19 protein-coding genes and 3 pseudogenes are annotated in these 23,008 nt (G+C 62.0%); 6 read left to right on the forward strand and 16 right to left on the reverse strand.

The annotated features are described in order from the left end of the window. Positions 1–84: 84 nt before the first annotated feature. The 8 genes and pseudogenes from IQK56_RS18230 to IQK56_RS18265 form a co-directional block, all read right to left on the reverse strand. A pseudogene (locus IQK56_RS18230) lies at positions 85–1,259 on the reverse strand (ABC transporter substrate-binding protein). Next, the gene (locus tag IQK56_RS18235; RefSeq protein ID WP_122306668.1) at positions 1,256–2,230 is read right to left on the reverse strand and encodes a CobW family GTP-binding protein; all 975 of its coding nucleotides are present in this window, start codon (positions 2,228–2,230) and stop codon (positions 1,256–1,258) included. The pseudogene IQK56_RS18230 and the gene IQK56_RS18235 overlap by 4 nt, the downstream one beginning before the upstream one ends. After that, the gene (locus tag IQK56_RS18240; RefSeq protein WP_150676731.1) at positions 2,227–2,526 is read right to left on the reverse strand and encodes a hypothetical protein; all 300 of its coding nucleotides are present in this window, start codon (positions 2,524–2,526) and stop codon (positions 2,227–2,229) included. The genes IQK56_RS18235 and IQK56_RS18240 overlap by 4 nt, the downstream gene beginning before the upstream one ends. A gap of 13 nt (positions 2,527–2,539) precedes the next feature. After that, a complete protein-coding gene (locus tag IQK56_RS18245) occupies positions 2,540–3,289 on the reverse strand; it encodes an SDR family NAD(P)-dependent oxidoreductase (RefSeq protein WP_150676730.1) in 750 nt (249 codons plus the stop codon). Positions 3,290–3,337: 48 nt separating this feature from the next. After that, positions 3,338–4,099, reverse strand: a complete 762-nt coding sequence (locus IQK56_RS18250) for an SDR family NAD(P)-dependent oxidoreductase (protein WP_150760502.1) — start codon at positions 4,097–4,099, stop codon at positions 3,338–3,340. A gap of 10 nt (positions 4,100–4,109) precedes the next feature. Continuing rightward, a complete protein-coding gene (locus IQK56_RS18255; RefSeq protein ID WP_150760501.1) occupies positions 4,110–5,450 on the reverse strand; it encodes an MFS transporter in 1,341 nt (446 codons plus the stop codon). 38 nt (positions 5,451–5,488) lie between these two features. Beyond that, complete coding sequence (locus tag IQK56_RS18260; protein WP_003210406.1) at positions 5,489–6,367, reverse strand: polysaccharide deacetylase family protein; 879 nt, start codon at positions 6,365–6,367, stop codon at positions 5,489–5,491. A gap of 11 nt (positions 6,368–6,378) precedes the next feature. Then, positions 6,379–7,701, reverse strand: a complete 1,323-nt coding sequence (locus tag IQK56_RS18265; protein WP_150760500.1) for an amidase — start codon at positions 7,699–7,701, stop codon at positions 6,379–6,381. A 335-nt stretch (positions 7,702–8,036) separates the two neighbouring features. On the opposite strand from IQK56_RS18265, the gene IQK56_RS18270 reads away from it, so the two are divergent. From IQK56_RS18270 to cmoB, 6 genes are all read left to right on the forward strand, one after another. Next, a complete protein-coding gene (locus IQK56_RS18270) occupies positions 8,037–9,026 on the forward strand; it encodes a GntR family transcriptional regulator (RefSeq protein WP_122309979.1) in 990 nt (329 codons plus the stop codon). A gap of 218 nt (positions 9,027–9,244) precedes the next feature. Beyond that, the gene (lon, locus tag IQK56_RS18275; RefSeq protein ID WP_122309977.1) at positions 9,245–11,665 is read left to right on the forward strand and encodes an endopeptidase La; all 2,421 of its coding nucleotides are present in this window, start codon (positions 9,245–9,247) and stop codon (positions 11,663–11,665) included. Between the two features lie 201 nt (positions 11,666–11,866). Continuing rightward, positions 11,867–12,256, forward strand: a complete 390-nt coding sequence (locus IQK56_RS18280) for a protease inhibitor I42 family protein (protein ID WP_150760499.1) — start codon at positions 11,867–11,869, stop codon at positions 12,254–12,256. A gap of 1 nt (position 12,257) precedes the next feature. Continuing rightward, the gene (locus IQK56_RS18285) at positions 12,258–12,914 is read left to right on the forward strand and encodes a lysoplasmalogenase (RefSeq protein WP_122309973.1); all 657 of its coding nucleotides are present in this window, start codon (positions 12,258–12,260) and stop codon (positions 12,912–12,914) included. Between the two features lies 1 nt (position 12,915). Continuing rightward, positions 12,916–13,695 (forward strand): carboxy-S-adenosyl-L-methionine synthase CmoA, encoded by a 780-nt coding sequence (cmoA, locus tag IQK56_RS18290; RefSeq protein WP_191629772.1) that lies wholly within the window; start codon positions 12,916–12,918, stop codon positions 13,693–13,695. Next, entirely contained in the window at positions 13,692–14,648 is a 957-nt protein-coding gene (gene cmoB, locus IQK56_RS18295) for a tRNA 5-methoxyuridine(34)/uridine 5-oxyacetic acid(34) synthase CmoB (protein ID WP_150760498.1), read from the forward strand. Before cmoA ends, cmoB begins: the two co-directional genes overlap by 4 nt. Positions 14,649–14,711: 63 nt before the next feature. Here the strand turns inward: cmoB and tadA are convergent, their stop codons facing one another. From tadA to lepA, 8 genes and pseudogenes are all read right to left on the reverse strand, one after another. Then, positions 14,712–15,209, reverse strand: coding sequence for a tRNA adenosine(34) deaminase TadA (tadA, locus tag IQK56_RS18300; protein WP_193901777.1), 498 nt, complete (start codon positions 15,207–15,209; stop codon positions 14,712–14,714). Further along, a complete protein-coding gene (locus IQK56_RS18305) occupies positions 15,209–16,591 on the reverse strand; it encodes a multicopper oxidase domain-containing protein (protein WP_150760497.1) in 1,383 nt (460 codons plus the stop codon). Before IQK56_RS18305 ends, tadA begins: the two co-directional genes overlap by 1 nt. Before the next feature lie 251 nt (positions 16,592–16,842). Then, positions 16,843–17,586: a pyridoxine 5'-phosphate synthase gene (gene pdxJ / locus IQK56_RS18310; RefSeq protein ID WP_122309966.1), complete on the reverse strand. Its 744-nt coding sequence runs from the start codon at positions 17,584–17,586 to the stop codon at positions 16,843–16,845. 51 nt (positions 17,587–17,637) lie between these two features. Continuing rightward, positions 17,638–18,326, reverse strand: a pseudogene (gene recO / locus IQK56_RS18315) (DNA repair protein RecO). A gap of 151 nt (positions 18,327–18,477) precedes the next feature. Further along, positions 18,478–19,380 (reverse strand): GTPase Era, encoded by a 903-nt coding sequence (gene era, locus IQK56_RS18320; RefSeq protein WP_122309961.1) that lies wholly within the window; start codon positions 19,378–19,380, stop codon positions 18,478–18,480. Further along, positions 19,373–20,062, reverse strand: coding sequence for a ribonuclease III (rnc, locus tag IQK56_RS18325; protein ID WP_032886446.1), 690 nt, complete (start codon positions 20,060–20,062; stop codon positions 19,373–19,375). Before rnc ends, era begins: the two co-directional genes overlap by 8 nt. 159 nt (positions 20,063–20,221) lie before the next feature. Then, on the reverse strand, positions 20,222–21,076 hold the full coding sequence (gene lepB / locus IQK56_RS18330; RefSeq protein WP_099585005.1) for a signal peptidase I: 855 nt from the start codon (positions 21,074–21,076) through the stop codon (positions 20,222–20,224). 5 nt (positions 21,077–21,081) lie between these two features. Then, a pseudogene (gene lepA, locus IQK56_RS18335) lies at positions 21,082–22,879 on the reverse strand (translation elongation factor 4). Positions 22,880–23,008 lie beyond the last annotated feature (129 nt).

Genomic DNA, 23,008 nt, shown 5'->3' on the forward strand with positions numbered 1-23,008 from the left:
GCCGTAAGGGCGGAACCATAGGCAGCCGTTACCCAAATAACGGATATGTACCCCGACAAACCCAGCAGCACCCAACCCACTCAATCAAACACACCGCGCCCGCATGAAATCCCCCCACCGGCGCACCAGGTAGTTGTGCTCATCCATCACCGAATTCCACACCGCGATATGCCCCATCCGCTGCTCATACGACCCCCCGTCCCGCACCTCACCCACATCAATCAACGGCAACCCATCACTCCCCAACAACTCTTCCCGAGCAGCCTTCCCGGCATACCAATAATCCCACTCAGCGCTGCTCAGGTGATCGCGGCTGCGCGCCGGGTTGCCGATGTAGTAACCCTGGCGGGCCATGACCGCACCGGGCCAGCCGGACAGCCACCAGTTGAGATAGGCATAGGCCGCATCCAGCACCGGGCCTTGGGCGTGGCGCGACAGTGACAAACCGCCAAACCAGGCGCGATAGCCTTCGCGGGGCACGGCCAGACGATATTTCACCCCGGCGCGGTGCAGGCGCATCAGGGTCGGGGACCACAGGCTCTGGATATCGACGTTCGGGCTGAGCATCAACTGCGCCGCCTCTTCATCGTCGGACCAGAACGCCGCGAAGTGCCCTTCCTTCTGCTTGCGCACCAGGATGTCAGCCAGCACGTCGATCTCTTCGATGCTCATATTGCCGATGTCGTTAAAGCGGGCCAGCCCCGCGCCCTGTACCGCCAGTGCGGCATCCAGGGCGCCGATGGCGGCGTCACTCTGCAGCGCCGTGCGTGCGCGCCAGGCCGGGTCCAGCAGCCAGCCCCAGCTCTCGTTGCCGTGGCAAAAGCCTTCGGGCAGACGCTCCGGGCGGTAGGCAAAACTGTCGGCGTTGTGGGTCAGGGGCAGCATGCTGATGCGTTCGGTGACGGTGCTGCCGAGGCTGCCGTCGTGCTGCACGAATAAACGCTCGCTGGGCACGCTGCCGCTGCCCAGGCGGTCGCTGGGGGACAGGCGTCCGCGTTTGGGCAAGTCGTTGATTTCGTGCCACAGCGCGATGCGTCGTGTGTCGATGGGCTGGATCGCCCGGCCGGCCACACAAAGTCGACGTTGTGAAACCACTGGTCGTACAGGTCGTAGCTGTCGGGCTGCATCACCGCAATGCGCTGGGCCTGCTCGACGTCGTGCACCTGGTACACCAGCCGAATGCCCAGTTCCTGTTCGGCGCGTACGCGCAGGGTTTCGAGCAAGGTCACCGAGGTGCCGAGGACGCGTAGGGTGATCATCCGGCGAACCGCCGCGAGAACACGTCAAAGGAGCGCCTTAGCAGCGCCGGGTCCAGGCCACGCAGGATAAACACCAGGCGCGATTGCCGATCCGTGCCCGGCCACGCAGGCAAATGAACCGGGGCATGCAGGCAGTGCTGCACGCCATGAATGACGATGGGGGCGTTGCTGGCGTTCACGTTGAGCAGTCCTTTGACGCGAAGGATTCGTTCGCCGTGGCATCTTAACAGCATCGACAACCACACCCCGAAACCCACCCAATCCAGCGGCTGGTCGAAGGTCAGGCTGCACACTTGCGCCGCGCCGTGGGTGGCGCTGGTGGTTTGATGCAATTGCCAGCGGCTGACTTCCACCGTCGGCTCGGCGCTGCGCAGGCCCTCGCCGAGCAGCAGTTGATCGCCGCTGTGGATGTCATGGGTGTTGAGGATCGGCGTGCCGGCGTTGAGTGCCCGCAGGTGCGCCCGCAGTGGCTCGCAGTCGCCCGCCAGGTCGGTCTTGCTCAGCAGCAAACGGTCCGCGGCCGCCACCTGGGCCAGCCATTCCGGGTGCAGGCGTTCTTGCAGGGCGGCGTGGCTGGCGTCGACCAGGGTGATCACCAGGCCGATGTGAAAACGCCCACGCAATTGCACATCGTTGTTGAGCGTGGCGAGGATCGGTGCCGGGTCGGCGAGGCCGGTGGTTTCCAGGATGACGCGTTTGAACGCAGGTATTTCGCCACGCTCACGGCGTTGCAACAGGCCGAGCAACGCGTCCTTGAGTTCGCCACGGATCGAGCAGCAGACACAGCCGCTGGGCAGCAGCACGGTGTCGGGCGCGACTTCTTCCACCAGCAGATGGTCGATGCCGACGTCGCCGAATTCATTGATCAGCAGCGCGGTATCGCCAAGGCTCTCGCCTTGCAGCAGGCGCTTGAGCAAGGTGGTCTTGCCGCTGCCGAGGAAGCCGGTGATGACATTCAGGGCGATGCTCATGGGGCGCACTCCAGGTGATCCAACAGCCGGGCATCGAGGGGGTCCAGCGGGCGGCCGAGCATGGTTTCGGCCGCCTGCCAGAGTTGATCCAGGCCGCTCGCCAATGCCTGTTTACCGGTGGCGCCCAACAGCAGATAGGAGGCGCCCTGGAAGTCTTCGACCTTGAGCCGGAACACCGCCAGCACCTGGTTGATCGCCGCAATACGGCGCAAGCGCTCGCGGCGCCGGGGCAGTTCGTCGCCCAAGGGATCACTCCAGTGCAGGTCTTCGCCGAGCAATCCGCAGAGTCCGCACATGGCTACACCTCACTCATGGCATGACATCGCCGGAGTTCGGGCCCAGGGTCTGGCCGACGAACAGATTGCCGCCCGGCTCGCTGGCGAGCAGCACGGCGGTGGGCGCGACTTCATCTGCCAGGCCAAAGCGGCCCAGGGGCAGTTCGGCGGCCTTGGCGCGTTTCCAGTCGTCGCTGATGCCGCCGACCAACGGGGTTTCAATCGGACCAGGGGCGATGGCATTGACCAACACGTTGTCCTTGGCCACTTCCAGCGCCAGGGACTTGGTAAAGCCGATCACGCCAGCCTTGGCGGCTGCGTAGTGAGTCAGTTCGGCGCCGCCCTTGATGCCCAGTTGCGAGGCCACATTGATGATCCGTCCCCAACGCTGCGCGACCATGTGGGGCAAGGCGCGCTGGCTGGCGATGAATACGCTGGTGAGGTCGACGCGCAGCATGTCGTTCCACATCTCGATGGACAGGTCGACGCAACGTGCCTGGGTCAGCATGCCGGCGTTGTTGACCAAAATGTCGATGCCGCCGAAGTGTTCGACGCATCGGTCGACACTGGCCTGGGCGCCTTCGACGGTGCCCACATCGGCCAGGCATTCAAAGACCTCGGCGCCGAGGTTGCGGCAAGTGATCGCGGTTTCGGCGAGGCTGGCCGCGTTGCGGTCGGCCAGCACCAGCCGTGCGCCTTCGGCGGCGTAGGCGCGGGCGATGGCGGCGCCGATGCCGCTGCCAGCGCCGGTAATGACGGCGCGGCGGTTAGTCAGTTGGTTCATGCAAAAACTCCTGAAAAAATCCACTTCCAATGTGGGAGGGCACATCAGTCAGTCAGGCCAGCGCACCGTCAGGCCGCCGTCGATAACGATACTTTGGCCAGTGAGGTAACTCGACGCCTCACTGGTCAAAAACTGCACCAGCGACGCCACTTCATCCGCCCGCCCTACCCGCCCCAACGGAATCGCCCGCGCCGCTTTCGCCAAACCTTCCGGCCCCAGCGAGTTTTTCGCATCCAGGGACTGCGGCGTCTCGATCAACCCCGGGATCACCGCATTGCAGCGAATCCCCAGGCCCGCCAGTTCCACCGCCAGCGACCGGCACAAGCCCGGCACACCAGCCTTGGCGGCGGCATAGTGCGAGTGTTCCTGCCAGCCATACACGCCACCGGCAATCGAGGAAATCGCCACCAGCGCGCCGCCTTCCTTCATGTGCCGCGTCGCCGCACGGAAGGTGCGCATCACCCCCGTCAGGTCGACGTTGAGCATCTCGTCCCAGAGTGCATCGGTCATTTCCAGCAACGGTGCGCGGCGCAGCAAGCCGGCGTTGGCGACCGCGTAATCCAACCGGCCGAAGTGCTGCACGGCCTGTGCGGCCAGGGCGTCCACCGAGGCGGTATCGCCCACGTCCAGCGGCAACATCAGGCACTCGCCGCCGGCCTGTTCCACCAGGTCGACAGTGGCTTGCGGGTCGTGCGGGTCGGCCGGGTAATACCCGCCCACCACCGCCACGCCGCTGCGCGCATAGGCCACGGCGAGGGCTTGGCCGATGCCGCTGGCGGCACCGGTAATCAAGGCAACTTTGCGGTTCATCAAACACTCCTTACTGAACGGTTTCCGGACGCACATGGCGGGCGGCAAACATCAGCACGCCGGACAAAAAGCACGGCAAGGCGCCGAACCACAGCGCGGCGGTCTGCCAGTCGCTGCCGGCGGACAACACTTGGGTTGCACCGAAACCGGCGACCACTGCGCCAATCGGGCCCATGGCATGGATGATTGCGCCACCGGTGGCGCGGATGCTGGTGGGGAAACTTTCGCTGATAAAGAACAGCGCCGCCGAATACGGCCCGATCAGGAAGAACAGGCCCAGGCTGTAAAGCCCGACCACCATGGCCATGTTGCTTGGGCCGAACAGCATGCCGGCGAACGACAGCCCGCCGAGCATCCAGCCCAGGCCGATCACGTTGCGGCGGCCGATCTTGTCGCCCATCCAGCCGTGGCTCAGGTAGCCGCAGTAACCCACCAGGTTCGACAGCACGAGGATGATCAACGAGTTCTCGAACGAGATGTGGTGCACGCTGACGATCACCGACGTGCCAAGCACGCTGAACACCTGGATCGCTGCCCAGTTGAGCAGCAGCGCGGCGCCGATCACCAGCGTGGCGCGACGGGCCGGGCCACGGAACGCCGCTTTGAGGCCAGCCTTGCTGTGTTCGTCGTAATCCACGCCGTAGGTCACGGCAACGCTCTGCGCTTCTTTCACCGCGCCGCTTTTACGCAGCTCGCTGATGCGCTGGTGGATCTGGAACTGCGGGCTCTCCTTGAGCTTGCGCGCCATGATCGCGATCACGACCGCCGGGATCGCGGCGAAGATGAAGCAGCCCTGCCAGCCGATGACCGGCAGCAGCAACGCGGTCAAACCGGCGGCGATCAACGCACCGACCGGCCAGCCACCCTGCACCAGGCTGTAGATGAAACCGCGGCGCTTGGTCAGGCGCGGATCTTCCGAGGCGCCATACAGTTCGGTCAGGTAGGTGGCGTTGACGGTTTCCTCGGCATACCCCAGGCCGCCCAGCGAACGGATCAGAATCAGCGGCGACTTGCCCCACGCGCCGCCAATGGCAGTCAGCGCCGAGCACAGCGCAGAACCGGCCACGGTGAAAATAATCCCTTTACGGCGGCCCAATTTATCCACGATTGGACCGATGGCCAGGGCAACCACAGCGGTACCCACCGCCACCCAGGTCGCGATTTCAGCTTGCTCCACTTCACCCCAGCCGAAGTGTCGGCCGATCTCGGGCAACAACGTGCCAAACAGGATGAAGTCATACACCGCAAACACCCAGGCAAAAAACGCGATCCAGGTGGCGAAGCGCACTTCCTGGGACGTCAGTTGCCGGGGTTTCCAGCCAGTCAGGTCAAGCTTGTTGTAGATGGACATAATCGCGCCTCGGGAGGTGGGGGCTGCTTGGGTTGGGATCAGGTACGCGGTTGGCGGCGGATAAAGTCGTCGGCGATTTCGTCGAAGGTGACGAAGCGCACGCCGGCATGGCTCTGGATGTGTTCGATCAGGCGCTCAAGCATCAACAGCACTTGCGGGCGGCCGGACACGTCGGGGTGAATGGTCATGGTGAACACCGCGTGTTCGTGTTCGCGGTAGACCCAGTCGAACTGGTCGCGCCACATTTCTTCCAGGTGACGCGGGTTGACGAAGCCGTGGCTGTTGGGGGCTTTCTTGATGAACATCATCGGCGGCAGGTCGTCCAGGTACCAGTTGGCCGGGATCTCCACCAGGTCGGTTTCTTCGCCGCGTACCAAGGGTTTCATCCAGGTGTCGGGGTGCTGGCTGTAGTCGATCTTGGTCCAGGTGTCGCCCTTGCGCACGTAGTAGGGATGGAAGTCGTTGTGCATCAGGCTGTGGTCGTACTTGATGCCTTTTTTCAGCAGCAGTTCGTTGGTGACCTTGCTGAATTCCCACCACGGCGCGACGTAGCCGGTCGGGCGTTTGCCGGTGACCTGGGTGATCAGCTCGATGGATTTATCGAGGACGATTTCTTCCTGCTCGGCGGTCATCGCGATCGGGTTTTCGTGGCTGTAGCCATGCACGCCGATTTCGTGACCGGCATCGGCCACGGCCTTCATCTGCTCGGGGAAGGTTTCCATCGAGTGGCCGGGGATAAACCAGGTGGTGCGCAGGCCGTAGCGCTCGAACAATTTGAGCAGGCGCGGCGCGCCGATTTCACCGGCGAACAGGCCACGGGAAATATCGTCGGGCGAGTCTTCGCCGCCGTAGGAACCGAGCCAGCCGGCGACGGCGTCAACGTCGACGCCAAATGCACAGAGAATGTCTTTAGCCATGGTGTGTCTCCTTAATTATCAAGTACGGATTCGACGGACAAGGCCGCGCGCAACAGCCGCGCGTCCTCCCCCGTCGGGGCGCTGAGCAGCAGCCCGGTGGGCAGGCCCTGGGCGTCGCGGCCGCTGGGCAAACTGACGCCCGGCATGTCGAGCAAACTGCCGGGCATGGTCAGGCGCAGGGTGGCGAGGTTGGTGCTGACGAACAGGTCATCGTCGGCTTCCAGCGGTGCCAGTGGCGGCGCGACATGGGCCACGGTGGGGGTGATCAGGATCGCGCCGTCGAGGTCGTCGAGCAGTTGCTGTTGCAGGCGACGGCGCGCATCGGTCAGGTGGATAAGTTGGCTGGCCGGCAACGTGCGCGCAGCTTCGAGGCGGCGGCGCACGCGGGGGTCGAGTTGCGCGGCATCGGCGCTGTCGAGCAGGCTCTGGTGCAGGGCGAAGGCCTCGAAGGAACCGAGCCAGCCATGGTGTTTGATCAGGTCCAGGGTGGGCTGGAAGGTCGGGCATTCACGTTCTTCGATCAGCGCGCCTTGGGCCTTGAGTTGCGCCACGGCGCGCAGCAGGTTGTTGTGCACCGCAGGCTCGACGTCCTGCTGCGCCAACACAAAGCGCTGGCCCTTGAGGCTGCGGGCGCTGTGGGTCTGTGTGCGGCCATGGAGCAGGTCGTCGATGGCCAGCGCATCTCGCACGCTGCGGGTCAGCGGGCCGAGGCTGTCGAGGGAGTGGGCCAGGGGAAACACGCCGTCACGGCTGTAGCGCCGGCTGCTGCTGCGGTAACCCACCAGGCCGTTGAGGGCGGCCGGGATGCGAATGGAGCCAGCGGTGTCGGTGCCCATGGCAATCGGCACAATCCCGGCGGCCACGGCCACGGCCGAACCCGATGACGAGCCGCCGGGAATACGCGGTTGGTCGGTGCCATGAGGGTTGTGCGGCGTGCCGAAATGCGGGTTCAGGCCCAACCCGGAATACGCCAGTTCGCTGAGGTTGGTTTTGCCGACGCTGACCATCCCGGCGCGGCACAGCAGGCCCACGCTCGGTGCATCGAGCAAGGCAGCAGGCGCGTTGCGCCGGTAAGCCGCGCCGGCGGTGGTGACGCTGCCAGCCACGTCGAACAGGTCTTTCCAGGCCACGGGCACACCGTCGAGCCCGCTCAAGGGCTGGCCGGCGCGCCAACGGGCGGCGGACGCTTCGGCTTCACGGCGGGCGCGCTCGGCGGTCAGGGAAATGAAAACGCTGGCCGACCGGCTCGCTTGATCGAGTGCCTGTTCGAGGGCTTGCACCGGGTCGCTGCGACCGCTGGCGAAATCCTCGGCCATTGACGTGGCGTCTGACATCAGGAAAACCTCATAAAACGTACATATTCATAAAATGTACATTTTACAAAGGCAGCTTTCGTGCCAGTCTTTACGTCGCTGTGTTTAAGTGATTTAGGTTTTACCTCCAGAACTGCGGGATAGATGGTTTTGATGAGGGCAAAAAAGTCTTGCGTTGCGTGGGTGAGTCGCCCCAATGGAATAATGTATCTTTTATTAATAAGTACATTTTGGTGCAGAAAAGTAACAGACGTCACTTTCAGGCCCCAAAAAAGTGCCAGCGACGTAGCACAGAGTGACAGGTGCAACTTATGAGAGAATCCCCGGCCACCGTCCTACAAGCCCCAGGGAACGTAATGAAAGCAGTGTCCGCCTCGGCCTCCCGTTACGCGATGATTCACCAAGTGTTGCGCGACGCGATCGTCAACGGCACTGCCCGGCATGGCCTGGTTTTACTGGAAGCGCCGTTGGCCGAATTGTTCGGCACCAGCCGCGTGCCGGTGCGCAAGGCCCTGGACCTGCTGCATGCTGAAGGCTTGATTTGCCGTTTCGCCGGCCGGGGTTATCTGATCAACCCAGAAGGGTTGGCCATGGAGCCGCTGCGCCTGCCGCTGAGCCATGCGCACCTGGGCCTGAACGGCGAGGCTGAACTGGTGGACACCCGGCCGTTGGGTGAGCGCATTGTCGAGGAGATCGGCGCGGCGCTGTCCACCTGCATTGCCTTCGGCCATTATCGCCTGGATGAACAAGCCGCCGCCGACCACTACGGAGTCAGCCGCGCCGTGGTGCGTGAAGCGTTGATGCGCCTGCGCGACCGAGGCCTGGTGGAAAAAGAGCCCTATTCCCAATGGCTGGCCGGGCCCTTGACCGCACGGGAAGTCACCGAAGATTACGAGCTGCGCGCCTGCCTGGAGCCCGAGGCCCTGCGCCAGAGCGCACCCAACCTCGACCGCGACATGCTTGAAGCGATGTTGCAGCGGGTACTGGATGCCCAGGACAGCCCCCAATGCAGCCTGGCAGCCATCGAGCAGATCGAAGAAGACTTGCACCAGCGCTGCCTGGCTGGCATGCAGAACCGCAAGATCGCCGCACTGATTCGCCAGGGCCAGAGCCCGATGATCATCAGCCGGATTTTCTACCGTTTGCTGGGGATCGGCGCTGATCCGGCGATGCTGGCTGAACATCGCTTGATTCTGGAGTTGTTGCTGCATGGGGCGTTTGATGCGGCGGCGTTGAACCTGCGCGAACATTTGCAGCGGGCACGCCAGCGGATGTTGCAGCGGTTGAAGGTGCTATCGGTATTGCCGGAGCAACCCCTACCCGCCTATCTGCACAAAATCAGCTGAATGCTCGCAGGCCAAAATGTGGGAGGGGGCTTGCCCCCGATGGCGGCGGGCCAGCTACAGATCAGTGGATCTGAAACACTGCTATCGGGGGCAAGCCCTCCCACATCGACCGCATGGCAGCAGATAATTTATGCAATATGTTGCTATCTCACTCCCACCATTGAAACCACTGCTAGCCCGCCCCATCTAACCTCCATACTTCCTTATGCAGGTGCCCCATGAGCGACCAGCAAGAACTGCCTGATTACGACCTCAACGATTACGCCGACCCAGAAAACGCTGAAACCCCTTCGTCCAATACCGGCCTGGCCCTGCCTGGGCAAAACCTGCCGGACAAGGTCTACATCATCCCGATCCACAATCGGCCGTTCTTCCCGGCGCAAGTGCTGCCGGTGATCGTCAACGAAGAGCCGTGGGCAGAGACCCTGGAGTTGGTGAGCAAATCCGACCACCACTCCCTCGCCCTGTTCTTCATGGACACGCCGCCGGAAGACCCACGCCACTTCGACACCTCCGCCCTGCCGCTGTACGGCACCCTGGTGAAGGTGCACCACGCCAGCCGCGAAAACGGCAAGCTGCAATTCGTTGCCCAGGGCCTGACCCGCGTGCGCATCAAGACCTGGCTCAAGCACCACCGCCCGCCGTACCTGGTGGAGGTCGAATACCCGCACCAGCCCACCGAGCCAACCGACGAGGTCAAGGCCTACGGCATGGCGCTGATCAATGCGATCAAGGAACTGCTGCCGCTCAACCCCTTGTATAGCGAAGAGCTGAAGAACTACCTCAACCGGTTCAGCCCCAACGACCCGTCGCCCCTCACCGATTTCGCCGCCGCGCTGACCTCGGCCACCGGCAACGAGCTGCAGGAAGTGCTGGACTGCGTGCCCATGCTCAAGCGCATGGAAAAAGTCTTGCCGATGCTGCGCAAGGAAGTCGAAGTAGCGCGCCTGCAAAAAGAACTCTCCGCCGAGGTGAACCGCAAGATCGGCGAACACCAGCGCGAGTTTTTCCTCAAGGAACAGCTCAAGGTCATCCAGCAAGAGCTGGGCCTGACCAAGGACGACCGCAGCGCCGACGTGGAGCAGTTCGAGCAGCGCCTGGCAGGCAAAGTGCTGCCGGCCCAGGCGAAAAAACGCATCGATGAAGAACTGAACAAGCTGTCGATCCTCGAAACCGGCTCGCCGGAATACGCTGTGACGCGCAACTACCTGGACTGGGCCACCTCGGTGCCATGGGGCGTGTATGGCGAGGACAAACTTGACCTGAAACACGCGCGCAAGGTGCTGGACAAGCACCATGCCGGCCTGGATGACATCAAGAGCCGCATTCTCGAATTCCTCGCGGTGGGCGCCTATAAAGGTGAAGTCGCCGGTTCCATCGTGCTGCTGGTGGGCCCACCGGGCGTGGGCAAGACCAGCGTGGGTAAATCCATCGCCGAGTCCCTGGGCCGGCCGTTCTATCGTTTCAGCGTCGGCGGCATGCGCGACGAGGCCGAAATCAAGGGCCATCGCCGCACCTACATCGGCGCCCTGCCGGGCAAGCTGGTGCAGGCGCTCAAGGATGTGGAAGTGATGAACCCGGTGATCATGCTCGACGAGATCGACAAGATGGGCCAGAGCTTCCAGGGCGACCCGGCTTCGGCATTGCTGGAAACCCTCGACCCGGAGCAGAACGTCGAATTCCTCGACCACTACCTGGACCTGCGCCTGGATCTGTCCAAAGTGCTGTTCGTGTGCACCGCCAACACCCTGGACTCGATCCCGGGCCCGTTGCTGGACCGTATGGAAGTGATTCGCCTGTCGGGTTACATCACCGAAGAAAAAGTCGCCATCGCCAAACGCCACCTGTGGCCAAAACAGCTGGAAAAAGCCGGTGTCTCGAAAAACAGCCTGAGCATCAGCGACGGCGCCCTGCGCGCATTGATCGACGGCTACGCCCGCGAAGCCGGGGTGCGCCAGCTGGAGAAACAGCTGGGTAAACTGGTGCGCAAGGCGGTGGTCAAGCTGCTGGATGCGCCGGACACGGTGATCAAGATCGGCAACAAGGACCTGGAAAGCTCCCTGGGCATTCCGGTGTTCCGCAACGAGCAGGTGCTGTCCGGCACCGGGGTGATCACCGGCCTGGCCTGGACCAGCATGGGGGGCGCCACACTGCCAATCGAGGCGACACGTATCCACACGCTCAATCGCGGCTTCAAGCTCACCGGGCAATTGGGTGAGGTGATGAAAGAGTCCGCCGAAATCGCCTACAGCTACATCAGCTCCAACCTGAAGTCGTTTGGCGGCGATCCGAAGTTCTTCGACGAAGCCTTCGTGCACTTGCACGTACCGGAAGGCGCTACGCCGAAGGATGGCCCAAGTGCCGGGGTGACCATGGCCAGTGCGCTGTTGTCCCTGGCACGTAACCAGGCGCCGAAAAAGGGCGTGGCCATGACCGGCGAGCTGACATTGACCGGGCACGTACTGCCGATTGGCGGTGTGCGCGAGAAGGTGATTGCGGCGCGGCGCCAGAAGATTCACGAGCTGATTTTGCCGGAGCCGAACCGTGGCAGTTTTGAAGAGTTGCCGGACTATCTGAAGGAAGGCATGACGGTGCACTTTGCCAAGCGCTTTGCGGATGTGGCGAAGGTGCTGTTCTGATAGTTATGTAGTGCCTGAGCTGGCCAAATCGGGGGCCAGCCCCCTCCCACATTTGACCGCATTCCAAGGGATGCACTCGGTCAAATGTGGGAGCGGGCTTGCTCGCGAAGGGGCCAGCCAAATCAACACAAAACCCGCTTTGTCACACCTTGTCTCATCTTCGGTTATGCTCGGTCTTCGTCGCCAAACAACGGAGCCCCCATGACCGCTGCCCGCCTGCTTCTCCCCTTGAGCCTTGCCTTGCTGGCCGCCTGCGCCAGTGCACCGAAGCAAAACATCACCGTGGACAATCAGAGCGCCTGCCCGCTCGCGCTTAAAACCGGGCAAAACCTGATCCTCAGCCTGCCGAGCAACCCCACCACCGGCTACCGCTGGGCCATCCAGGATTCCGCCGGCGGCGTACTGCGCGCATTGAGCCCAGAAGTCTACAGCAGCACGGAGTCCGGTGTGATCGGCGGTGGCGGCCAATCCACCTGGCGCTTCCAGGCGTTTGCCGCCGGCCAGGGCCGTTTGCGCATGACCTCCCAGCAACCCTGGGAACCGGAAGCCGAACCCGCCGAGACCTTCGACTGCGCCATTACGGTGAACTGATATGCCATGGCTGATTCTTGCGTTGATGGGCGCCGCCACGTTTATCTACGGCTTGAGCACCCACGCGATGTTGCTGTGTCTGCTGGTCAAGCCACTGCCGATATTGGCGCTGCTGGGCTGGCTGCATGACGCACCGCCCACCGACTATCGACGCTGGATCAGCCTGGGGCTGATTTTTTCCCTGGTCGGCGATGTGTTGCTGGCCTGGCCGGGCGACCTGTTTATCTTTGGCCTCGGCGCGTTCCTGTTTGCTCACCTCGCGTACCTCAAAGCCTACTTCAGCGATTGCCGTCGCTTGGCGCTGTTGCCGTTGGCTCTCGCATTGGGCGTGGGCGCGATTCTGCTGAGCATCCTGATTTCCCATGGGCTTGGCGACTTGCTGATACCGGTGGTGGTTTACGCCTTGGTGATCAGCGCCATGCTCTGGCGGGCGCTGGCACGATTGGGCAGCAACGTGCCGAAACGCTCGGCATTGTTGGCGGCGGCGGGCGCGGTGTCGTTTGTGTTTTCCGACGCACTGATCGGTATCAATCGCTTCGTGGTCGCATTCGAGGCGGCGCCGTATTTGTTGATCGCTACCTATTGGCTCGGCCAGTGGGGGATCACCGCATCAGCATTCCATCAGACAACCCGCGCACACGAGGGCCAACTTGGCTAAAATGCCTGCCTTTCCCCCCCTCGTCGCCGGAACAACCGTGAGCAAAGAACCCGATCGCCTATTCGCCCAGCCCCTGCCCCAGGTGCCGGACTTCGCCTTTAACGAGGATGTGGTGCGGGTTTTCCCGGACATGATCAAGCGCTCGGTGCCGGGCTACCCGACCATCGTCGAAAACCTCGGCGTGCTTGCGGCGCAGTTTGCCCAACCGAACAGCGTGCTCTACGACCTGGGTTCGTCCCTGGGTGCCGTGACCCAAGCCCTGCGCCGTCATGTGCGCACCGACGGTTGCCGGGTGATTGCTGTGGATAACTCGGCGGCCATGGTCGAGCGCTGCCGCGAATACCTCAATGGCCAGGACTCGATGTTCCAGGAGCTGCTGCCGGTCGAGGTGATCGACGGCGATATCCTCGCGTTGCAGTTCCAACCGGCCTCGGTGGTGGCGCTGAATTTCACCCTGCAATTTATCGCCCCCGACGAGCGCCTGGCCTTGTTGTCGCGCATTCGCCAGTCGCTGCTGCCTGGCGGTGCATTGATCCTTTCGGAAAAGCTGCGTTTCAACGACCTTGAAGAACACGCGCTGCTCACCGACCTGCATGTCGCGTTCAAACGCGCCAACGGCTACAGCGAACTGGAAATCGCCCAGAAGCGCAGCGCCATCGAAAACGTCATGAAGCCCGACAGCCTTGAAGAACACCGCGAGCGCCTGCTGGCGGCCGGGTTCTCGAAAGTCGTGCCGTGGTTCCAGTGTCTTAACTTTGCCTCGTTGATTGCCCTGCCATGATTGATCTGTCCCCCCTCGCCCGCCATTTGGTCGGCACTCCCCTGGCCGTGTGGGCCCAAGGCCTGCAAGCGCAGCTCGACAGCAAAATGGAAAAAGGTCATGGCGACCTGGAGCGCTGGCAGAGTGCGTTGGATGCGCTGCCGAAGATCATGCCCAGCGACGTCGACTTGCTGAACGACCTGGTGCTGGATACCGACTGCGACGACGAAACCCGTGCGCAGATGCGCACCGCACTGGTGGGCCTGTGCCCGTGGCGCAAGGGGCCATTTCACCTGTTCGGCGTACATGTGGACACCGAATGGCGTTCGGACTGGAAGTGGTCGCGTGTGGCACCGCACCTGGACTTGAAGGGCAAACGCATCCTCGATGTGGGCTGCGGCAATGGTTACTACATGTGGCGCATGCTCGGTGCCGGTGCCGACAGCGTAATTGGCGTGGACCCCAACTGGCTGTTTTTCTGCCAGTTCCAGGCGGTACAGCGTTATTTGTCCGAGCCTAAGGCCTGGCACCTGCCATTCCCGTTCGAGGACCTGCCGGCGAACCTGGAAGGCTTTGATACGGTGTTTTCCATGGGGGTGTTCTACCACCGCCGCTCGCCGATCGAGCACCTGCTGGCGCTGAAGGACACACTGGTCAAGGGCGGTGAATTGGTGCTGGAAACCTTGGTGGTGGAAGGCGATCAGCAGCAGGTGCTGGTGCCGGAAGACCGCTACGCGCAGATGCGCAACGTGTGGTTCCTGCCGTCGGTGCCGGCACTGATGTTGTGGCTACGCCGCGCAGGATTCAGCGATGTGCGTTGTGTGGATGTGAGCGTGACCACGGTCGAAGAACAACGGGGGACGGAGTGGATGAAGTATCAGTCGCTCAGCGACTTCCTCGACCCCGAGGATCACAGCAAGACGATTGAAGGGCTGCCGGCGCCGATGCGGGCGGTGATCATCGCCAAAAAATAGAGCCCACAGCAATCCAAATGTGGGAGAGGTTTGCCCCCTCCCCCATTTGCTCATCGGTGTTCTTCAGATCTGAGGCTTGGCTCGACGGGCCTTGAAGAACTCGCTCAAGACCGTGCCGCACTCTTCGGCCAGCACGCCACCTTCAAACAACACCCGATGATTCAGAAACCGCTGGGTAAAAAACTGCCCCTGGCTCTGCACAATCCCCGCCTTGGGCTCCAGCGCGCCATACACCACCCGCGCCACCCGGGAATGGACGATCAACCCCGCGCACATGCTGCACGGTTCCAACGTCACATACAGCGTGCTGCCCACCAGCCGATAGTTGCTGATGGCCTGGGCGGCGTCGCGGATGGCGACCATTTCGGCATGAGCGCTGGGGTCGTTGCCGCTGATGGGGCAGTTGAAACCACGGCCGATGATTTCACCGTCCTGCACCAGCACTGCGCCCACCGGTACTTCGCCCAGTGCGGCGCCTTGGGCGGCGAGGGCCAGGGCTTCGCGCATAAAGTCCTGGTCGCGGCTGCGGTCGATGATCGCCGTGGGGCGAATCTGGCGCATCACGCCACCTCGATGGCGGCCATCAGGCCGGTTTCCATGTGGTCGATCACGTGGCAATGGAACATCCACACCCCAGGGTTATCCGCCACCAACGCCACGCGGGCGCGCTCGTTCTTGCCCAGCAGGTAGGTGTCGGTGAAATACGGGATCACCTTGTGGCGGTTCGAGGCGATCACCTTGAAGCTCATGCCATGCAGGTGGATCGGGTGTTGGTACTGGGTCATGTTCTTCAATTCGAAAATGTAGCTTTTGCCCTTTTCCAGCTTGGCTATCGGGCGGTCGGCGCAGGTCTTGTCGGTGATGTCCCAGGCTTGGCCGTTGATCTGCCACAGACTGGGCGGCTTGCCGTTTTCGACGTTGACCGACACCGAGCCGACCCACTCGAAATTGAAGTTGAGTTTTTCCGCATTGGCCAGGTCCGGCTCGGCCACCGGGTTCGCCGGCAGCGCAGGCGGCCATGGGGTCGGTGCGTCGGTATTGGCCACCGAGCGGAAGGTGCCCAGGCGCACCGGGCCGTTACGGATCGACAATTCTTCGCCCGCAGGCGGCGCCTTGATCGCCAGGCAGATGCGCATGCCCGGACCCAACCAGTATTCCTTGCCCAGCGGGCGCGGCTCGATGGGGTTGCCGTCCAGCGCATAGATCTGCGCTTCGACGTCGGGAATGTTGATGCGATAGGTCAGGGTGTTGTCGAGGTTGAGCAGGCGTACGCGGGTGATCTGCCCGGCAGGCAAGTCGATCACCGCCTGGGACACGCCGTTGATGGTCGACAGCCGCCCAGCCGTGCCGCCACGCGCCGCTTCACGGGGGATGCTGAAAGCGACAAAGGCGCCCTCTTCATCGACATGCCAGCTTTTCAGGCTGAGGGTGCGTTCGTGCTTGAAACCGGTGGGTTCGCGTTCTTCGATGATCAGCGGGCCGACCAGGCCACGGCCGAGTTCTTCGCTGCTGTTCACGTGGGGGTGATACCAGTAGCTGCCGGCGTCGGGCACGCGGAATTTGTAGTCGAAGTACTCGCCGGGCAGTACCGGCAATTGCGAGACGTAGGGCACGCCGTCCATTTCCAGCGGCAGGCGGATGCCATGCCAGTGAATGGTGGTGGCCACCGGCAGGTGGTTGATAAAGCGCACCCGCAGCCATTCGCCTTGGCGCACACGCAACTCGGTGCCCGGTGCCGAGGGGCCGAACGCCCAGGCTTGGGTCTTGTGGCCTGGTACCAGCTCCACGTCCAACGGTGCGGCAATCAGCTCGTAATCGTGACCCGCTTCGGACTCGGCGACTTTCCCCAGCCAGTAGCGGTAGGCGCCACCGGCACCGACGCCCACTACGGCCAGGCCTGCAAGACCACCCAGGATTTGTCGACGGGAAAAGGATCGGGACACAACAACCTCACGTATCTGCCGCAGGCCCAGGGCCTGCAAAGGGCAGATACGATACACCTGCATCGGCTAAACAGTAAGGCTTCGCATTGCCGCACAGCTGAATTGTGGACTGCGATAAAGATCAAAAATGTGGGAGGGGGCTTGCCCCCGATTACGGTGCATCAGATAAGAGTAGGCTGACTGACACACTGCTATCGGGGGCAAGCCCCCTCCCACATGTTGATCTCCATTGAATCTTATAGTGTGCTCGCTCAGGTCCTGGAAGCGGCCAGGATCAACGCTTTCATCTCAGCCACAGCACCTTTGAACCCGACGAACAGCGCGTGAGCCACCAGCGCATGACCGATGTTCAGCTCGTTGATGCCCTTGATCGCGGCCACGGCTTCTACGTTGTGGTAATGCAGGCCATGGCCGGCGTTGACGATCAGGCCTTCATTGAGGCCGCAGTTCACACCGTCGATGATGCGCTGCAGTTCATCCGCCACTTCCGTCGGCGTGGTGGCATCGGCGTAACGGCCGGTGTGCAGTTCGATGGCCGGCGCGCCGACGCGACGCGACGCTTCGATCTGGCGCTCGTCGGCGTCGATAAACAGCGACACTTCGCTGCCGATCTTCGACAGGCGCTCCACAGCGGCCTTGATCCGCGCTTCCTGGCCGGCCACGTCGAGGCCGCCTTCGGTGGTCAGCTCCTGGCGGGTTTCCGGGACCAGGCAGATGTGCGCCGGGCGGATGCGCTCGGCAAACAGCATCATTTCTTCGGTGACGCCCATTTCGAAGTTCATGCGGGTTTGGAGCACGTCCTTGAGCACCAGCACGTCGCGTTCCTGGATGTGCCGGCGGTCTTCGCGCAGGTGCACGGTGATGCCGTCGGCGCCTGCTTCTTCGGCATCCAGCGCGGCCTTGACCGGATCAGGGTAACGGGTGCCCCGGGCCTGGCGCAGGGTGGCGACGTGGTCGATGTTGACGCCAAGAAGAATGCGATTGCTGGTGGTCACGGAAGCGCTCCTGAATAGGGAAAGAAACGGTGCACAGCATACACGGGGATGTCAGGGCTTTCGAAACAACTCGCGGCTGACCAGCGGCCGCCCGCCCAGGTGCACGGCCAGGGCCTGGCGCATCAGGCGCTTGGCGGCGGACAAGGCGCCCGGCGCGGTCCAATCGGCTTCGCTCATGGCCAACAGCTCAGTGCCCTGGAACAGGCCCGGTTGCAGCAGGTAGACACGCTCCAGGCCTGCGTCGACTTGCAGGCGGTACATGCCATCGGCGGCGATGGGCTCGCCGTGCAGGTCGTTGTGAAGGTCGAAACCGTAGCCGAGGTCATCCAGCAGGCGCCATTCGAACGCACGCAGCAGGGGTTCCAGAGGACGCCTTCGGCCAGGGCCAACAGCGTGGCGGCATAGTGATCGAAGACCGCCGGGTGCGGGTCTTCGGCGGGCAACAGGCGGATCAGCAGTTCATTGAGGTAGAGACCGCTGAACAGCGCATCGCCGTTGAGCCAGGCAGAGGTGCCGACGCTTTCCAGCCGGCCGACGTTTTTCAGCTCGCCCTTGCCCCGAAACTCCACATCCAAGGCCACAAAGGGCCGGGCCAATGTTCCCGCCTTGCCCCGTGCGCTGCGCAACACTGCACGCAGGCGACCTTGCGGCGTGAGGAAGTCCACCAGGGCGCTCGTCTCGCGGTAGGCGCGGCTGTGCAGGACGTAGGCGAGTTGGCTGGGGGGCGGGGATTGGGACATGGGTTCTCGATCTTGAAAACAACATCAACCTAATGTGGGAGGGGGCTTGCCCCCGATGGCAGTGTGTCAGTCACTTATCTGTTAACTGACCCACCGCTATCGGGGGCAAGCCCCCTCCCACATTTTTTAGCCCTGTGGTGCATTCAGGACCTTACAGGTCGCCGTAGCCCAGGGAGCGCAGCGCACGCTCGTCGTCGGACCAGCCGCCTTTCACCTTCACCCACAGGTTGAGCATGATCTTGGAATCGAACAGCAATTCCATGTCCTTGCGCGCTTCGGTGCCGATGCGCTTGATGCGCTCGCCCTTGTCGCCAATGATGATTTTCTTCTGGCCGTCACGTTCGACGAGGATCAGCGCATGGATATGCAGGGTCTTGCCCTGCTGCTTGAACTCTTCGATTTCGACGGTGATCTGGTACGGCAGCTCGGCGCCCATCTGGCGCATGATTTTCTCGCGGACCAGTTCGGCGGCGAGGAAGCGGCTGCTGCGGTCGGTGATCTGGTCTTCCGGAAAGAAGTGCTCGTTCTCCGGCAGGTAGCCGGCGATCACGCGCTCCAGGGCGTCGAGGTTGTGACCGTGCTGGGCCGAGATCGGCATGATCTGGGCGTTCGGCAGTTGTTCCTGCAACCAGGTCAGGTGCGGCATCAGCTCGGCTTTGTCTTCGATGCGGTCGGTCTTGTTCAGCGCGACGATCAATGGCCCGGTGACGTACTGCACACGCTCAAGGACCATCTGGTCTTCGTCGGTCCACTTGGTGCGGTCGACCACGAAGATCACCACGTCGACGTCTTTCAACGCCGCCGAAGCGGTCTTGTTCATGTAGCGGTTCAGGGCTTTCTCGCCGCCTTTGTGCATGCCCGGGGTGTCGACGTAGACCGCTTGCACGGTGCCTTCGGTCTTGATGCCCAGCATGTTGTGGCGAGTGGTCTGCGGCTTGCGCGAGGTGATCGCGAGCTTCTGACCGAGGATGTGGTTCAGCAGCGTGGACTTGCCCACGTTCGGGCGGCCAACAATGGCAACATAGCCACAGCGTGTTGCGGTTGAATCAGTCATGGCCATTCTCCACGCCCAGGGCAATCAGTGCTGCAGCGGCCGCTACCTGTTCGGCAATACGACGGCTCACACCCTGACCTCGGCTTTTTTCATTCAGTAAGGTGATTTCACATTCCACGAAGAACACGCGGCAATGGGGCTCACCCTGGATATCCACCACTTCGTAACGTGGCAGTTCGCAACCACGGGACTGCAGGTATTCCTGCAGGCGGGTCTTGGGATCTTTGTTGGTGTCGACCAGCGTGAGGCTTTCAATCTCCGAAGCCAGCCAGGCGACCACGCGCTCCTTGGCCGTTTCCATCCCTGCATCGAGGTAGATCGCACCGATCAACGCTTCGAGGGCATCGGCCAGGATCGACTCGCGACGGAAGCCGCCGCTTTTCAATTCGCCGGACCCCAGGCGCAGGTACTCACCCAGGCCGAAACCACGGGCCAGTACGGCCAGGGTCTCACCTTTTACCAGGCGCGCACGCAAGCGCGACAGCTGGCCTTCGCGCGCTTGGGGGAAGCGTTCGAACAGCGCCTCACCAGCGGCGAAATTGAGAATGGCATCACCGAGGAATTCCAGGCGCTCGTTATTACGCCCTGCAAAGCTGCGGTGTGTGAGGGCAAGGATCATCAATTCCTGATCCTTGAAGGTGTAGCCGAGCTGGCGCTCTAAACGACTTAGCGAAACGGTCACGGTTTATCCATACCTAGTTGCTGCATATCTAGTGGGTGGCACCGGCGGCCATCGACGATTGACGCAGTGTTCAAATTCACATCCTGATGGTTACAGCCTGGAGCCGGAATTGTCAAGCCCCAGAAAAGCAGTCGCGCTGTGTTCACAGCGCCGCTTGTATTACTTGATCAGCCCGACCCGCGAGAAGTTCGGCAGGTGGCTGAGCTTGGGTTCCGGCCAGCTCATCCAGACCGCGAAGGCCTTGCCGACGATATTCTGGTCGGGAACCATGCCCAGCAGCTCCTTGGGAATGCTCGGGTCATCCCAGTAGCGGCTGTCGTTGGAGTTGTCGCGGTTGTCGCCCATCATGAAATAGTGCCCGGCCGGCACTTTCCACTCGCCGTCAGGCATGGCGCGGTAACGGCTCATTTCCTTGCGGATTTCGTGCTCTACCGCTCCGAGTTTTTCCTGGTACAGCTCGGCGCTGCCCAGGCTGTTCGGTTCGGAACCCAGCAGTTTCTCGGACACCGACTCGCCATTGATCAACAGACGCTTGTCGCTGGTGTAGCGAATCACATCGCCCGGCAGGCCCACCACACGCTTGATGTAGTTGACGTTCGGATCGCTTGGATAGCGGAAGACCATCACATCGCCGCGCTGCGGATCACCGACTTCGATGACCTTCTTGTCGATCACCGGCAGGCGAATCCCGTAGGAAAACTTGTTCACCAGGATGAAGTCGCCCACGTCCAGGGTAGGTTTCATCGACCCCGAAGGGATCTGAAACGGCTCCACCAGGAACGAACGCAGCACCAGCACGATGAACAACACCGGGAAGAACGACTTGCCGTATTCAACCAGCAAAGGCTCTTTGTTCAGTTTCTCGATCACCACGCCATCGGGCTGGCTGACGCTGCCCTGATAGGACGCGATAGCCGCCCGCCGACGCGGGGCGAAGAACACCAGATCGAGCAACGCCAGGAGTCCGCAAACGGCAACGGCGATGACCAGCAACAGCGGGAAATTTAGCGACATAGGACCTAACTATCCAACCTGAGCACTGCAAGGAAGGCTTCTTGTGGAATTTCCACGTTGCCCACTTGCTTCATGCGTTTTTTACCGGCCTTTTGCTTCTCAAGCAGCTTGCGCTTACGGCTCACGTCGCCACCGTAGCATTTGGCCAGTACGTTCTTTCTGAGAGCCTTGACGGAGGTCCGTGCAATGATCTGCCCGCCAATGGCGGCCTGGATCGCGACGTCGAACATCTGGCGCGGAATCAGTTCTTTCATCTTCTCGGTCAGCTGGCGACCTTTGTAGTGCGCGTTGTCCTTGTGCACGATGAGTGCCAGGGCATCGACCTTGTCGCCGTTGATCAACACATCCAGTTTCACCAGATTAGCCGATTGGTACCGGTCGAATGGTAATCCAGGGAAGCATAGCCGCGACTGGTGGATTTGAGACGGTCGAAGAAGTCCAGGACCACTTCGTTCATCGGCAATCGTAGGTCACTTGCACCTGGGTACCGAGGAACAGCATGTCGTGCTGCACGCCACGCTTTTCGATACACAGGGTAATGACGTTGCCCAGGTGTTCCTGCGGCACCAGGATATTGGCGCGCACGATCGGCTCGCGCATGTCCTCAATGGAAGACAGGTCTGGGAGCTTGGACGGGTTATCTACGTAAATCGTTTCACCGGTTTTCAACAACAGCTCAAAAATAACCGTTGGCGCGGTGGTGATCAGGTCCAGGTCGTATTCGCGCTCAAGGCGCTCCTGGATGATCTCCATGTGCAGCATGCCGAGGAAGCCGCAACGGAAACCGAAGCCCAGGGCGTCGGAGCTTTCCGGGGTGTACTGCAACGACGAGTCGTTGAGGGTCAGCTTCTGCAGGGCTTCGCGGAAGTCTTCGAAGTCATCGGAGCTGACTGGGAACAGGCCGGCGTAAACCTGCGGCTGGATGCGTTTGAAACCCGGCAGCACGTCAACGTCAGGAGTGGAGCTCAAGGTCAGGGTGTCACCTACCGGTGCACCGTGAATGTCCTTGATACCGGCGATGATGAAGCCTACTTCACCGGCTTTCAGATCAGTGGTGGCGGTGTGTTTCGGGTTGAATACACCGACGCTGTCCACCAGGTGGATCTTGCCGGTGGACTTGACCAGGATCTTGTCGCCCTTCTTCACACGGCCGTGGCGCACGCGTACCAGGGAGACAACCCCCAGGTAGTTGTCGAACCAGGAGTCGATGATCAACGCTTGCAGCGGATCTTCGTAGTTGCCGGTGGGAGCTGGGATGGTCTTGACCAGGCGTTCGAGCACTTCGTCGACGCCCAGGCCGGTCTTGGCGCTGCACTCGACGGCGTCGGTGGCGTCAATGCCGATGATTTTTTCGATTTCTTCTTTAACGCGGTCCGGATCGGCCTGTGGCAGGTCGATCTTGTTCAGCACCGGCATGACTTCCAGGCCCTGCTCGATGGCGGTGTAGCAGTTGGCCACGGACTGGGCTTCAACGCCCTGGCCCGCGTCCACCACCAGCAGCGCGCCTTCACAGGCCGCCAGGGAGCGGCTGACTTCGTAGGTGAAGTCAACGTGGCCCGGGGTGTCAATGAAGTTCAACTGGTACTTGATACCGTCTTTGGCGGTGTAGTACAGGGTAACGCTGTGGGCCTTGATGGTGATCCCGCGCTCGCGTTCGAGGTCCATGGAGTCCAGTACCTGGGCCTCCATTTCACGCTCGGCAAGGCCGCCGCACATCTGGATGAATCGATCGGCCAGCGTCGACTTACCATGGTCAATGTGGGCGATGATGGAGAAATTGCGGATATGACTCAAATCACTCACGGATCAACACTCAAAAAGGCTGCAGGCAGATTGCCCGCTGAAAAATAGCCGGGAATTGTACCTGAAGCTTCGGCCAGACGTCATCTTTGCTGACCAGAACAAAAATGCCCCACTCATTCGAGCGGGGCA

The organism is Pseudomonas cyclaminis (assembly GCF_015163715.1).
GTDB classification, from domain to species: domain Bacteria; phylum Pseudomonadota; class Gammaproteobacteria; order Pseudomonadales; family Pseudomonadaceae; genus Aquipseudomonas; species Aquipseudomonas cyclaminis.